This is a genomic window from Micromonospora chokoriensis, from assembly GCF_000718555.1.
GTDB classification, from domain to species: domain Bacteria; phylum Actinomycetota; class Actinomycetes; order Mycobacteriales; family Micromonosporaceae; genus Micromonospora; species Micromonospora chokoriensis_B.
Map to the genome: position 1 here is coordinate 1 of NZ_JOAN01000013.1, position 12,915 is coordinate 12,915.

General features: G+C 73.0%; 11 protein-coding genes. 7 read left to right on the forward strand and 4 right to left on the reverse strand.

The window, feature by feature from the left end:
* Nucleotides 1-68 precede the first annotated feature (68 nt).
* Nucleotides 69-704, forward strand: coding sequence for a ferritin-like fold-containing protein (locus IF46_RS0117945; RefSeq protein ID WP_232234077.1), 636 nt, complete (start codon nt 69-71; stop codon nt 702-704).
* A 70-nt stretch (nt 705-774) separates the two neighbouring features.
* Here the strand turns inward: IF46_RS0117945 and IF46_RS0117950 are convergent, their stop codons facing one another.
* Both IF46_RS0117950 and IF46_RS0117955 read right to left on the reverse strand, forming a co-directional pair.
* A complete protein-coding gene (locus tag IF46_RS0117950) occupies nt 775-1,002 on the reverse strand; it encodes a DUF3107 domain-containing protein (RefSeq protein WP_030489513.1) in 228 nt (75 codons plus the stop codon).
* A 64-nt stretch (nt 1,003-1,066) separates the two neighbouring features.
* Nucleotides 1,067-1,705, reverse strand: coding sequence for a TetR/AcrR family transcriptional regulator (locus IF46_RS0117955; RefSeq protein WP_030489514.1), 639 nt, complete (start codon nt 1,703-1,705; stop codon nt 1,067-1,069).
* Between the two features lie 1,304 nt (nt 1,706-3,009).
* On the opposite strand from IF46_RS0117955, the gene IF46_RS35215 reads away from it, so the two are divergent.
* The 6 genes from IF46_RS35215 (at nt 3,010) to IF46_RS0117985 (ending at nt 10,242) form a co-directional block, all read left to right on the forward strand.
* Nucleotides 3,010-5,196 carry a hypothetical protein gene (locus tag IF46_RS35215; protein WP_030489515.1) on the forward strand — a complete coding sequence of 729 codons (2,187 nt, stop codon included), beginning with the start codon at nt 3,010-3,012 and terminating at the stop codon, nt 5,194-5,196.
* 23 nt (nt 5,197-5,219) lie between these two features.
* Entirely contained in the window at nt 5,220-6,194 is a 975-nt protein-coding gene (locus tag IF46_RS0117965; RefSeq protein WP_030489516.1) for an alpha/beta fold hydrolase, read from the forward strand.
* Nucleotides 6,195-6,199: 5 nt separating this feature from the next.
* Nucleotides 6,200-7,033, forward strand: coding sequence for a DUF3152 domain-containing protein (locus IF46_RS0117970; RefSeq protein WP_030489517.1), 834 nt, complete (start codon nt 6,200-6,202; stop codon nt 7,031-7,033).
* 103 nt (nt 7,034-7,136) lie between these two features.
* Nucleotides 7,137-7,955, forward strand: a complete 819-nt coding sequence (locus tag IF46_RS0117975) for a DUF3152 domain-containing protein (protein WP_030489518.1) — start codon at nt 7,137-7,139, stop codon at nt 7,953-7,955.
* Nucleotides 7,956-8,078: 123 nt separating this feature from the next.
* Nucleotides 8,079-9,260: an adenylyltransferase/sulfurtransferase MoeZ gene (gene moeZ / locus IF46_RS0117980; protein WP_030489519.1), complete on the forward strand. Its 1,182-nt coding sequence runs from the start codon at nt 8,079-8,081 to the stop codon at nt 9,258-9,260.
* 145 nt (nt 9,261-9,405) lie between these two features.
* Nucleotides 9,406-10,242, forward strand: a complete 837-nt coding sequence (locus IF46_RS0117985; RefSeq protein ID WP_232234079.1) for a prenyltransferase/squalene oxidase repeat-containing protein — start codon at nt 9,406-9,408, stop codon at nt 10,240-10,242.
* A gap of 95 nt (nt 10,243-10,337) precedes the next feature.
* Here IF46_RS0117985 and IF46_RS0117990 read toward each other — a convergent pair whose 3' ends face one another.
* Nucleotides 10,338-11,579 carry a glutamate-5-semialdehyde dehydrogenase gene (locus IF46_RS0117990; RefSeq protein ID WP_030489521.1) on the reverse strand — a complete coding sequence of 414 codons (1,242 nt, stop codon included), beginning with the start codon at nt 11,577-11,579 and terminating at the stop codon, nt 10,338-10,340.
* Between the two features lie 171 nt (nt 11,580-11,750).
* Nucleotides 11,751-12,908, reverse strand: a complete 1,158-nt coding sequence (gene proB, locus IF46_RS0117995) for a glutamate 5-kinase (protein ID WP_051723991.1) — start codon at nt 12,906-12,908, stop codon at nt 11,751-11,753.
* Between the last annotated feature and the right edge of the window lie 7 nt (nt 12,909-12,915).

A 12,915-nucleotide genomic window follows, 5' to 3' on the forward strand; every position in this document is an offset into this window, starting at 1 on the left:
GGCGGGGACGGGGCGGGCGGGGGCGGGGGTGGGCGCGTGGGGGGTGGGTACGCGGTAGCCTGCCGCTCGTGTCTGCTATCGCCGTTGCTGACCTTTTGGGTCTTGTCGCCTCTGGTGAGCTGCTCGCCTTCGAGCGGATGGCCAGCGACGCCCGGCTCGCCCCTGACCTGCGCCGACGGGCCGCGCTGAGCGAGATGGCCGCGGCTGAGATCGCCAACTATCGGCGCCTCGCCGACCGGCTCAGCGCGCTTGGCGTGTCGCCGGAGGATGCGATGGCGCCCTATGTCGAGGCGTTGCAGGCGTACCACGACTCGACCGAGCCACGGGACTGGGCGGAAGTGGTCGCCAAGGCGTACGTCGGTGACGCGATCACCGACGACTTCATTCGCGAGATCGCCGACGCCCTGGAGGACCCGGACCGGGCGCTGGTGCTGGACGTGCTGCACGACTCCCGGTACGCGGACTTCGCCGCCGCGGAGATCCGGTTGGCCGTCACCGACGACCCCCGGGTGGCTGGTCGGCTCTCCATGTGGGCCCGGCGGCTCGTCGGAGAGGCGTTGTCTCAGGCAGGCCGAGTCGCCGCCGAGCGCGCCACACTCACCGCGCTGATCGCGCGGGACGGCCGGGTCGACGTGTCAGGGCTGTTCGGGAGGCTCACCACCGCGCACACCGCGCGGATGGCCGCCGCCGGGCTGAACAACTGACCGACCCACTGGTCGGCGCCGGCCTGCGGCAGGTGGGCCGGACGCCGACCTGCCGCGACGGCCGGACCGGTCAGCGGACGGTGAACCCGAACGCGCGGGACGACGCCTCGGCGATCTCGACGTAGGCGACCTTCTCGATCGGAACGATGACCCGCCGGCCCTTCTCGTCGGTCAGGGACAGCGTGCCGCCGCCACCGGCGAAGGCGTCGGTCACGATCTGCTCGATCTCGGCCGGCGACTGCGCGCTGTCCACTACCAGCTCGCGTGGCGCATACTGCACGCCGATCTTGACCTCCACTGTGCCTCCTCAACTGGGGCGAAAGAACCGCCCTGCGAAGGCTATCCGATCACGGGGTCGGTGGTCAGGCTGACTCACCTTGCAGCGGGAAGCTCGCGATGCCCCGCCACGACAACGCGGCCACCAACGCCTCGGCCTCGGCCTTGGGCACCTGCCGGCCACCAGCCAGCCAGAACTGCGCGGCCGTCTCCGCCGCGCCGACCAGCCCGGACGCGAGCAACTCGGCGTGCGCCCTGCTCACCCCGGTGTCGGAGATGATGGTGTCGGTGATGGCCGCGATGCAGCCCTGCTCGACCCGCTCCACCCGCTGCCGCACCGCCGGGTCGTTGCGCAGATCCGATTCGAAGACGAGACGGAACGCCTCGCTCTCGTGGTCCACGAAGTCGAAGTACGCCCGTACCGAGGCGCTGACTCGCTCCTTGTTGTCGCTGGTGCCGCGCATCGCATCTTGCACCTGAGCGACGATGGCGTCACAGTGCGTGTCGAGCAGCGCCAGGTAGAGATCCATCTTTCCGGGAAAGTGTTGGTAGAGCACCGGCTTCGAGACCCCGGCCCGCTCGGCGATGTCGTCCATCGCGGCGGCGTGGTAGCCCTGCGCGACGAACACCTCCTGCGCCGCAGCAAGAAGCTGCTTACGACGCGCGGAGCGGGGCAGGCGGGTGGGCCGGCCAGCGGTCTGTGCACCGTTCCCCGCAGCGGTCATGGGATCCTCCGAGTTCTCCGTACGAGCCGGCATTTTCCCCCCAGACCGGGCGAGGCCCGTGACCCTCGTCGTGGAAATGGCCCGCCGCTGTAACTTATCGCCACTCTCGGCACACGGTAGCCTCAGCGGGGGCGACCAAGGAGCGCGCGGTGAGTGAAACAGGGCAACCCGGAGCCGCCACCCCGGGAGAGCACGGTGACGGAACGGGTCAGCACGACGACCCGAGCCGTTCCGTCAGCGGGTGGGCACCTCCTGCGGGCGGGTGGCCCAGAGCCGCCGACCGCGAGGACGCCCGGGACGAGGCGCCGCGCTGGCAGCCCGACCCCGCGTCGGGCTGGCGTACCTCCTCGACACGGCATGGCGACCTGCCATCGCCGCTGGTCGGGCGGTCGGGCGACCCAGAATCGCCGGCCCACACCAACGGCTATCACGTCAACGGCGTGCACGCCTCGGACGACGTCAACGGCGTCCGTCATCCCGGTCTCGAACCGCCCTCGGGGCGCCTCACACCGGTGAGCGCGCCGCCCGGGCAGCCCGCTGAGGGTCGACCCGGGGCAGCCAGCGATCGGCTGGTGGTGCCCGCCCAACGTCCGGCACCGCTGGCCGAGCAGGGTGCCGCCGAGCCCGACCTGGGCCTCGACCAGCACCCCACCGCCGATCCGGCTGCCGCCCACCGTGCGCGCTGGGCCGAGCCCGGGTTGCCCACCTCGGCCCCGCCGGCCGTCCAGGTGCCGCCTGTCGGCACCGCCGCGTCGGGTTTCGAGGTGCCGCCCGGCTTCCACGCGCCCACCGGCGAGCGGCTGGCCGACGAGAATCCCGCCGCTCCTCGCGACTGGCGGGCCCCACTCGCACCCGAGCACACGGCGACCTCCGGACACACCCCCGGCCTCGCCGGGCACGCTGACGAGAGCGAGCCCGGTCGCGCCGTCGAGGGCGCTCGGCCAGGAGAGACGCACCGCGCCGGGGCCGCGGATGCGCACTATCCCGGGGACGCGTACCGCGCAGAGGACGCGCGCTATCCCGGCGAAGCGCACCGGTCCGGGGAATCGCCGGCCGCCGAGCCTGACTGGTCGGGGCCGAGCTGGAACCGGCCGAGTTGGGGTGGCGGGTGGGCCCCGCCCTGGTCCCGCCAGGACGACGAGCCGGTCGGCCCGGCCGTACGGGACGAGTCGACGCCGGGCTGGGTCGCCGAGCCCATCCAGCCGTACGAGCCGGTGCGCGCCGAGGTGCCCCGCCCGTATGAGCCGGTGCGCGCCGATCGGCCCCGCGGGTACGAACCCACGCCCCGGGGCGAGTCCGAGTCCGTGCCGGAGCGCCCCGCGGAGCCGACCAGCGCCCCGCCGACCAACCCTCCGACCTGGGCGGGTGGTGCGACGCCGACCAGTGGTCCGCCGGCTGACCGGCCGGCCTGGGCGGGTTCCGGAGCGACAGGCGGATCCCGGGCTGAACGCCCGTCCTGGGCTGGCGGGGCCGACCCCGAGCCCACCAGCGAGCCGCCCGCGCGGCTCTCTCGGGCCGGGGGGGCCGATTCGACGCCGACAAGCGTGCCGCCGGTGCGACCGGCCTGGGCCGGTGGGTCCGAGTCGGCGACAAGCGTGCCGCCGGTACGTCCGGCCTGGGCTGGCGGGTCCGAACCGCCCTCGACCAGCGCGGCGTCGACGCGACCGTCCTGGGCTGGGGCCTCCGATCCGACGCCGACCAGCCCCCCGTCGACGCGACCCTGGGCCCCCAGCCAGCCCTCGGTCGACGCGCCGGCACCGGCCGACGTGCCGCCTCCGGCACTCGCTGGGCCGCCGCAGACACCTGCCGTGTCGCCTCCGGCACCAGCGGGGCCGCCTCCCGCGCTTGTCGATGCGCCACCGGCTCCGGCGGGCCCGTCCCTGGTGGCGGAGCGCCCCTCCTGGGCTGGCGGTTCGCCGACGGCGAGCAGTTCCCGGGCCGAGCGGCCGGACTGGTCCGAGGGCCGGATCCCGCCGTCCGCCCTCGAGCGCCCGTCCTGGCCGGTGAGCCGAGCGGCCAGCGGCGACGGGGGCGATACGCCTGGCCAGCCGCGGCCCGAGATGCGGCCGACCGCACCGTTCCGGCTCCGGCCAGCGACACCCGAGCCGCTCGGTCCGTCACCCGTCGAGTCGCCTCAGCCGACCGCGCCGGCCAACGACCCACCACCGAGTGACGCCACCCGGTCCTCCACCGCAGCGGTCCCGCCCCCGGGCACGAATGGTCCCGGCCGCCGGGATCGGCCCGCGCCGGCGTCCGCCTCCTCCTACGCGGCTCGCCGGTCCGCCCCCGACCCGACGTCGTCGGCCGAGAATGGTCAGCCGTCGGCCCCGAGCGCGGTGGTGCTGCCGCAGCGCGTCCCCGCGGAACCGGACGTGCCCGTCGTGCCGGAGCCGCCAGCCGTGGAACCGCCCGCCGAAACCCCGGAACTCGCCCGCATCGCCACTCACCTGCGCCGGGACGACGAGCCGGCGCCACTGCGGGAGCGCCCCGAAGGGTTCGACGTCAACGCCATCCTGGACGCTGTCCGGGAGGTGGCTGGTGTCCGCGACGCGGCCCTGCGTCGTACGCCGGCGGGGGCGCACAGTCTGCGACTGGACCTGGCCGACGGCGCCGACCCGGCCGAGGTGAGCCGCCAGGTGGCCCGGCTTCTTCAGGAGCGGATGGGGTTGGCCGCAGCCCCGCAGAACGTGCCCGGCCTGCCCAGCACGCCACCTCCGCCGGTTCGCCGTCGCGCGGCCGAACCCCGGCCCGCCGAGCGGCGTACCCCGGAAGCGCTTAGCGGGGTTACGCGCGATCCCGGCGAGGTTCGGGCAGCGGAGCCGCCGACGGCCGCCCGGCTGTCCGGTGGTCGGGTCGAGGCCACGCCGGGCGGCCCGGAGCAGCGGACCAGCACCGACCAGACGCGTCGCCGCCGGTCGAACGCAGCGCACCGGGGCCGCGCCACGGTGGAGGAACCCGGATCGGTCTCGCCCGCTCCGGCCGGCGTCGCTACCGGCAGCCCGGCGACGCTCGGCACGTCGTACTCCGGTGGTCAGGTGACCACGACGGAGTCGGCGCCGTCCCGGCCGCTGGAGACCGGCGACACGCCGGGGCCCCGCGTGGTGATCGACCACGTGCAGGTCAGCACCTTTGGCCTGGACGCAAACGTGGAGGTCCGGCTGCTGGCCGGGGGCGACAGCGCCTCCGGGTACGCGACCGGGCCGGCGGTGGATGGCTACGTGCTGCGGCTCTGCGCGGTGGCGGCGGCCGCCGCGGTGGACGAGTTGCTGCGTGGCGCCGAGAACGCCGAGCGGGGGCGCTGCTTCGTCGAACACGCGGCGGTGGTGCCGTTCGGTAACTGCGAGGTGGCCACCGTGGTGGCGTTGCTGGTCTGCGAGGGCTGGGTCGAGCAGCTCGCCGGGTCGGCCCTGGTCGCGGGTGATCCGCGGCAGGCGGTGGTCCGGGCGACGCTGGCGGCGGTCAACCGTCGGCTGGAGGCGCTGCTGTCCTGAGTGGTCCGGTGCAGACTGGAACGATGAGAAGCGCCACCCTCTGGCCGGACCATCTGCTCCCCGATCACCGTGTCCCGCCGCCGTGGCCGGGCCGGGAGGTTCGCCTCGACGGCCTGGTCACGTACGTGCGGGACACCCCGGCGACCGCCCCCGGCGCTCAGCCGGCGCTGTACGTGCACGGGTTGGGCGGGTCGTCGCAGAACTGGACCGACCTGGCCGGGCTCCTCGCCGACCGACTGGACGGTCAGGCCATCGACCTGCCCGGGTTCGGCCGCAGCGAGCCGGGCCCCCGCTACACGATTCCGGCCTTCGCGGATCTGGTCGTCCGTTGGATCGAGCATTCCGGTCGGGGTCCGGTGCACCTGTTCGGCAACTCGCTTGGCGGCGCGGTCGCGGTCCAGGTCGCCGGGCTGCGGCCGGACCTGGTCCGTACCCTCACCCTGATCTCCCCGGCGCTGCCGTTCCTGGATTTCCGGCGCTCGTTGCAGGGGCGGATGCTGCCGGTGCTCGCCATCCCGCGGGGTGAACGGCTGGTCGCCCGGCGGCTCACCCAACTCGCGCCGGAGCTGATGGCCCAGCAGGTGCTGGAGGCCTGCGTCGCCGACCTCAGCCGGATCTGCGATCAGCGCCGGGCCGAAGCCCTGGAGGAGATCCGGGTGCGGTACGAGGCCGAGCACTACGCCGCCGCGTACGTCCGGACGTTCCGTGGGCTGGTCTCCAGCTTTCTGCGGGCGTACCTGCCGGGGGCGGGATCGCTGTGGCGTCTCGCCGCCGCGGTACGCGCGCCGACCCTGGTGGTGGGCGGCCGACAGGACCGCCTGGTCGACGTGCGGGTCGCGCCGCAGACCGCCCGGGTCATCCCGGACAGCCGATTGATGATGCTCGACGGTGTCGGTCATGTGGCGCAGCTGGAGGTTCCTCGGCTGGTCGCGCGCGCGGTGGTCGGCCTGCTCGCCGAAACGGAGGACGCGGCGGGGCGGTCTGATCTGGCAGGCTGACCTGGATGCTCAGCTCAGCTCGCCGTCGTCGCCGTCTCGCGCTGCTCGCCCAGTTGGTGGCGGTGGTGGTGGCTGTCGGCGCGGCGGCGACCGTGTTGGCCGAAGGGCCGGATGGGCCCCCTGGCGCCGACCGGTTGGCTGCCGAGGCGGCCGGCACTCCGCCGCTGGTGGACGCGCCGCTGCCGGCCGACCCGTCGCCCTCCGACGCGGTCGCGTCCAGCCCGCCCCCGGTGTTGCGGGCGCCCGGCGCGGTCCCGAGCGCCGGCACGGGGAAGTTCGGCTACGACGCTCGCTCCGGCCCGGTGCTGGGCCGGGCGGGTGAGCTACGGCGCTACCGGGTGGCGGTGGAGTCGGGCAGCAATGAGGACGCCGGCGAGTTCGCCCAGGCGGTGCAGGTGGCGCTCACCGGGCCGGGCAGTTGGGTCGACAGCGGCAGGTTGCGGCTCCAGCAGGTGCCGGGGGATGCGCCTCGTGACTTCACCGTCTACCTGGCCACCGCGCGTACGGCGGGTCGGATGTGCGCCGACGGCGGGGTGGACATCCGGGTCGACGGTCGGCCGTACACGTCCTGTCGGGCGCCCGGCCAGGTGATCGTCAACCTGGATCGGTGGCGGCTGTCCGTGCCGCACTTCGTCTCGGCCGGGGTGCCGCTGACGCTCTACCGGACGTACGTGGTCAACCACGAGGTGGGTCACCAGCTCGGGCATCGGCACGAGCGTTGCCCCGGTGCGGGTCGGCCAGCGCCGGTGATGATGCAGCAGACGCTCTTCCTCAACGGGTGCCGGGCCAACCCGTGGCCGTACGTCGACGGGCGTCGTTACACCGGCCCTGCTCTCTGAGGCGGTCGGCCGACACGCCGACCGCCCGCTCCTCCATCAGGCGTCTTGCGGCAATAGCGGCTAAAACGGAGAAATGCCCGAATAATCTGGCAGGCTTGACGACATGACGCCGTCGTCCCCTTACGGCCCACCTCGGCCGCCCGACCCCCGGTCGGCGTACCGGGGTGCGCGTCCCGCGCTGGTCCGGATGCACCGGCGGCGTCGCCGCAGCGTGCTGCTCGGCCTGCTCGTGCTCGCCGCCGCCATCGGCGTGACGGTGAGTCGGGGCGGCGAGCCGTCAACCGAGCCTCCGGCCACCACCCAGGGCGGAATGGGCCACGGAGGTGGGGTGCCGCACCCGGTGCCCACCAGCTACCCGTCGGTCGGAGCGGGACGCTTCACCGCAGCCGACGGCGACACACCCGTGTACGGCACGGACGGGCCGCTGCGGCGCTACCGGGTCGTCGTCGAACGCGGCACCGGCCAGGACGCCGACGCGTTCGCCGCCCGGGTGGACGAGGCGCTGACCGACCCGCGCAGTTGGATCGCCTCCGATGAGCTGCGGGTGCAACGGGTGGCCGACTCCGGGGCCGCCGACTTCACCATCTACCTGGCCACCCCGGTCACCTCCGAGCGGATGTGCGCCGAGGGTGGGCTGACCACCGAGCGCTACACATCCTGCCGACTGCCCGGTCAGGTGATCATCAACCTGGCTCGCTGGATGGAGGCGGTCCCCGACTACGGCGCTTCGCTGGAGACCTACCGCACCTACGTCATCAACCACGAGGTGGGCCACGAGTTCGGCGAGGGTCACGAGGCCTGCCCCGGCCATGGCGAGCCCGCCCCGGTGATGCAACAGCAGACGTACGGCCTGAACGGCTGCGTCGCCAACGCCTGGCCCTACCTCGACGGCCGTCGCTACGCGGGTGACATCGTCCCCTGATCGGGCCGGTCGTCGGTTATTCCCGCTCCCGCATAGCGGACCACGTGTCATCCCTCATGGCCGAGGAGGGCTCCCGCGAGCAACAATGGCGCGGTTCACACCGCCGATCCCGGGGAGTCCACCGTGTCGTTGCCCCCGCTCGTCGAGCCCGCCGCCGAGCTGACCGTTGACGAGATCCGCCGCTACTCACGTCACTTGATCATCCCGGATGTCGGCGTGGCCGGCCAGAAGCGGCTGAAGAACGCCCGGGTGCTCTGCGTCGGCGCCGGTGGCCTCGGGTCGCCGGCCCTGATGTACCTCGCCGCGGCCGGGGTCGGCACACTCGGCATCATCGATTTCGACACCGTCGACGAGTCCAACCTCCAGCGCCAGATCATCCACGGCGTCTCCGACATCGGTCGGTCCAAGGCCGAGTCCGCGGCTGCGTCGATCCGCGAGATCAACCCCCTGGTCAACGTGGAGATCCACAACACCGCGCTGGACCGGGAGAACGTCCGCGAGATCTTCGCCCAGTACGACCTGATCGTCGATGGCACCGACAACTTCGCCACCCGCTACATGGTCAACGACGCGGCGGTGCTGCTCGGCAAGCCGTACGTCTGGGGTTCGATCTACCGCTTCGACGGTCAGGCGTCGGTGTTCTGGGCCGAGCACGGCCCCTGCTACCGCTGCCTCTACCCGGAGCCGCCGCCGCCCGGCATGGTTCCCTCCTGCGCCGAGGGTGGCGTGCTCGGGGTCCTCTGCGCGTCGATCGGCTCGATCCAGGTGAACGAGGCGATTAAGCTGCTCACCGGCATCGGTGAGCCGTTGGTCGGCCGCCTGATGGTCTACGACGCCCTGGAGATGGAATACCGCAAGATCAAGGTCCGCAAGGACCCGAACTGCGCGCTCTGCGGCGACAACCCGAGCGTCACCGACCTGCTCGAAGACTACGAGGACTTCTGCGGCGCGGTCTCCGAGGAGGCACAGGAGGCGACGCTCGACGCCACCATCACCGCGCTGGAGCTCAAGGAGTGGCAGGACGCCGGCAAGGACATCTTCCTGGTCGACGTACGCGAGCCGGCCGAGTACGAGATCGTCCGCATTCCCGGCGCCACGCTGATCCCCAAGGGCGACATCATCTCCGGTGAGGCCCTGGCGAAGCTGCCGCAGGACCGGCAGATCGTGCTGCACTGCAAGTCCGGCGTCCGCTCTGCGGAGGCACTCGCCGCGCTCAAGGCGGCCGGATTCAAGGACGCCGTCCACGTGCAGGGCGGCGTGCTCTCCTGGATCAAGCAGATCGACCCGTCGCTGCCCGCGTACTGACGAATGAGCCGGGGCGGCCCGCACGGCCGCCCCGGCAAATCGACGCAGGCGACGCCGAGCAGCCTCCTCCTCGGAGCGACGCAGCCATGTCGAGCTGGCCGATTCTCCGAGGCGGCATTGCGTCTGCGCAGGTAGCGTCACCGCCGTGGTCGACTTGGAAGCCGCGATCGGGTTCGTCGTGGCACATGGGGATGCGGTGGAACGTGCCCGCCTCTCCTGGCTGCGCAACGGCACCGCCGTGCCCGACGTGTTGCTGGAGACGGCCGAGGTCGGCCAGTCACCCGACGGCGGCTGGCCGGCCACCTGGGGCGGTGAGATCGCCTCGATCGACGCCACCTGCTTCCGGCTCGCCGAGTTGGACGACCTCGGCGCGCTCGGCCGTCCCGCCGCCCGCCGCGCACTGGACTGGCTGGCGTCCCGGCAGCAGGCCGACGGTGGTTGGGAAGAGGACGCGTCACTGGCCGACTCGGCGCCGGAGTGGGCCCGGCCCGGTGATCCGGAGGCCGGGTTCCTGGTGTCGGCCAACGCCGGTTTCTGGCTCACCGTCGCCGGCTTGGACGCGCGGGCCTCGGGGCCGCTCGACCATCGGGTCGGTGGGGCGTACGCCGGGGTGGTGCAGGCGGCGGCCCACTCGCTCGCCGCGCGGCTGCGCCCGGACGGTAGCTGGCCGTCGTTCCTCGCCGCCGGCTGGCTGAGCGCGGCCGTGCTGCACCGGCAGGAGATGTTCCAGGAGTCGGCGCGGATCCAGGTGGTGCTCGCCGAGCGGATGCCGAAGATGTCCCCGGGGAACGTGGCGTGGCTGGCGGCCACGCTGCGCCGCGCCGGCATCGATCCAGAAGACTGGATCATGGTGCGGGCTCTGCGCCGGTTGACCGAGACCCAGCGCAGCGACGGTGGCTGGGAGAGCGACGACGGCCACCAGTTCGACGTGCACGCCACCCTGTCCGCGATCCGCGCCGCCCGCCCCGCTCCATCCCGCTGAGCCCTCGCCGATCTTGCAGTTTCGGTTGTTGATTCACGCGTAAATGCCCCGTATGCCGGGACAGAAAGTGCAAGATCGGCGCGAAGGGCCGGGCGTTAGCGCACGTGGCCGTTTCCGGTGACCACGTACTTGGTGCTGGTTAGCTCGGGGAGGCCCATCGGGCCGCGGGCGTGCAGCTTCTGGGTGGAGATGCCGATCTCCGCACCGAAGCCGAACTCGCCCCCGTCGGTGAACCGGGTCGAGGCGTTCACCATCACCGCCGCCGCGTCCACCCGCGCGACGAAGTCGCGGGCCGCGCTCACCGAGTCGGTGAGGATCGCCTCGGTGTGCCCGGTGCCGAAGCGGCGGATGTGCGCGACCGCCGCGTCCAGCGAGTCGACCACCGCCACCGAGATGTCGGCGGAGAGGTATTCGGTGGCGTAGTCCTCCTCGGTGGCCGGGACCACGGCGGCGGAGTAGGCGGCCACCTCGGGGGAGCCGTGCACGGTCACCCCCGCCTCGGCGAACGCGGCCAGCACCGGCGGCAGGAACGCGTCGGCGATGCCCGCGTGCACCAGCAGCGACTCGGCGGTGTTGCAGGTGGACAGGCGTTGCGTCTTGGCGTTCAGCGTCACCGCGACGGCCTTCGCCACGTCGGCGGCGGCGTCGACGTAGACGTGGCAGTTGCCCACCCCGGTCTCGATCACCGGCACGGTCGACTCCTCGACCACGGTGCGGATCAGCGACGCGCCGCCGCGCGGGATGAGCACGTCGACGAGACCCCTGGCGCGCATCAGCTCCTTGACCGAGTCGCGGGAGCTGGCGTCGAGCAACTGCACCGCGTCGGCCGGCAGCCCGGCCCCGCCTACCGCGTCGCGCAGCACCGCGACCAGCGCGGCGTTCGAGTGCGCGGCCGACGACGACCCGCGCAGCAGCGCCGCGTTGCCGGACTTGAGGCAGATCCCGGCGGCGTCCACTGTCACGTTGGGCCGCGCCTCATAGATGATGCCGACCACCCCGAACGGCACCCGGATCTGGCGCAGCTCCAGGCCGTTGGGCAGGGTGGACCCGCGGACCACCTCGCCGACCGGGTCGGGCAACGCGGCCATCTCGCGCAGCGCGCCGGCGATGCCGGCCACCCGAGCCGCGTCGAGGGCGAGCCGGTCCAACACGGCCGCGCTCAGCCCGGCTTCCCGGCCGGCCGCCAGGTCCGCCTCGTTCGCGGTCAGGATCTCCGGGGTACGCGCCACGAGCGCGTCGGCCATCGCCACCAGCGCGGCGTCCTTGACCGTACGCGTGGCCACGGCCAACTCGGCGGCGGCGTCCCGCGCTCGTCGCGCCTGCTCAACCACGCTCATGCCGTCACTCCGCTTCGCTGCGTGCCGACATGAGGCACCGAGATTCCGAGTTGATGATTCGCTCGCTGGCGCTCGCTCATGCCGTCACTCCGCTTCGCTGCGTGCCGACATGAGGCACCGAGATTCTGAGTTGATGATTCGCTCGCTGGCGCTCGCTCATGACAGCACTCCTCACAGCAGTACGAGATCGTCGCGGTGGACGACCTCTCGTTCGTACGCCGGGCCGAGCGCCGCGGCGAGTTCGGACGTGGAGCGGCCGAGTAGCCCGGGCAGCTCCACCGCGTCGTAGTTGACAAGCCCTCGGGCGACCGACGCGCCGGCGGTGTCCACCAGGTCCACCGGGTCGCCTGCGGTGAACGTGCCGTCCACGGCGGTGATGCCCGCCGGCAGCAGCGACTTGCGTCGCCCGACGACGGCGGCCACCGCGCCCGGGTCGAGGTGCAGCCGCCCCCGGGGCGAGGTGGCATGGGCCAGCCAGAACAGTCGGGCTGTCGGGCGTTTCCGCTGCGGGTGGAAGAGCGTGCCGACCGGTTCGCCGGCCAGCGCCGGGCTGGCCAGGTCGGCGGAGGTGAGCACCACCGGGATGCCGAAGCCGGTGGCGATCCGGGCGGCCTCGACCTTTGTCACCATGCCGCCGGTGCCGACGCCGGACCGGCCGGCCCCGCCGATGGTGATCCCGGCGAGGTCCGCGTCGTCGCGCACTTCGGTGATCCGGGTCGAGTCGGGTTTGGTGGGGTCGCCGGTCCAGAGCGCGTCCACGTCGGAGAGGAGCACCAGCAGGTCGGCGTGGACCAGCGCGGCCACCAGGGCGGCCAGCCGATCGTTGTCGCCGAACCGGATCTCCTGGGTGGCCACCGTGTCGTTCTCGTTGACGATCGGCACCGCCCGCAGGTCGAGCAGCTTGCGCAGCGTCCGGTACGCGTTGCGGTAGTGCGCTCGCCGGGTCACGTCGTCGACGGTGAGCAGCACCTGCCCGACGGTGCGGCCGTGCCGGGCGAAGCTGGCCGCGTACCGGCCGATCAGGAGCCCTTGCCCGACGCTGGCGGCGGCCTGCTGGGTGGCCAGGTCGCGCGGGCGTCGGGCCAGCCCGAGTGGCGCGAGCCCGGCGGCGATGGCGCCGGAGGAGACCAGCACCACCTCGCGTCCTTCGGCGGTGAGCCGACCGAGGGTGTCGACGAGCGTGTCGACGCGCTCGTCGGCCAGCCCGCCGGCGGCGGTGGTCAACGAGGAGGATCCGATCTTGACGACGACCCGCCGGGCCGTCGTGACTGCGTCGCGCACCGGACCATTCTGCGTGGTCGCGGCCGTGCCGCCCGGCGGCGTTCCCATATGGTGG